1 protein-coding gene is annotated in these 1,150 nt (G+C 67.4%); it reads right to left on the minus strand.

From position 1 onward, the window contains the following. The coding region (locus tag EJO66_RS32480) for a dienelactone hydrolase family protein (RefSeq protein ID WP_125967295.1) at nt 1-1,150 on the minus strand (1,150 nt) is incomplete at both ends.

Below are 1,150 nucleotides of genomic sequence, written 5' to 3' on the forward strand. Positions count from 1 at the left end.
GCATCAGCGTGTTCGAAGGCAGGGTTTCGTCGAGCAGCTTGCGCGCCGTCTCCACGCCCGCCACGGGAAGCAGCTTCGGATCGAGCAGGCCCACCTGCACCAGCACGCTGGCCTGGTCCCAGTAGATGTGCTCGTGGTAGAGCTTGTCGCCGCGGAACTTGACCACCGCGAGCAGCGGGATTTCCACGCGCTTGCCGGTGGGCGCCACCCCCGGCAGCATCCATGGGATTTCGGTGGTGTGGGTGAAGCTGAAGAGCATCTCGTCGACCACCTGCGTGGCGCCCACCGTGCGCGAGATCGGCACGAGCGAGGTGTCGGGCGGATTGCTGTTGACGAAGTGGTTCGTATAGAAGGCGTGCAGCGCCTTGTAGCCCACGCCGCCGGTCATGGTCGGAATGTGATTCACATACGGCTCGGCCACCATGGTGGACATGGTGTCGTCGACATTGCGGGTGCCGAACTCGTATTCGCAGTGCTTGTCCCACAGCGCCGAGAGGTCGTGGTGCGGGCCGATGGCGGCCTTGAGCGCGGCAATGCTGCGCTCGTGGGCCATCAGCGCCGAGGGCTTGTGGAAATGCTCGCCGCCGGCGCGTGCAAAGGCATGGTCGACACCGGGGTAGACGTGCAGCGCCACGCCGGGGCGGCCCTTGAGCGCCTGCACGATGCGTTCGCGCGCTTCGGGCGGGCAGAACTTGTCGAGCTCTGCGATGTGCAGCGTCAGCGGCCGCCCGATGTTGTCGGCCTCGCCCAGCGCGGCCTCGATGCCCACGCCGTAGTAGCCCACCGACACGTCCGCATCGGTGCGGCAGGCCGCCAGGTAGGCCAGCTTGCCGCCCAGGCAGAAACCGAGCACGCCGACCTTGCCGCCGCCCACCTCGGGCAGGGCGCGCAGCGCATCGATGGCGCTCTGCATGTCTTCCATGCCCTTGGCCTCGTCGAAGCCCTGGTAGAAGCCGAAGGCGCGCTGCCAGTCGGCCTCGCTGTAGCCGAGCTCCACATCGGGCTGCTGGCGCCAGAACAGGTCGGGCACGAGCACGACATAACCTTCCTCGGCGTAGTAGTCGGCCACCTCGCGCATCGTGTGGTTGACGCCGAAGATCTCCTGCGCAATCACCAGACCGGGGCCGCTGCCGGACTCGGGCAGGGCCAG

Origin of the sequence: Variovorax beijingensis, from assembly GCF_003951285.1 — a bacterium.
GTDB classification, from domain to species: Bacteria; Pseudomonadota; Gammaproteobacteria; order Burkholderiales; family Burkholderiaceae_C; genus Variovorax; species Variovorax beijingensis.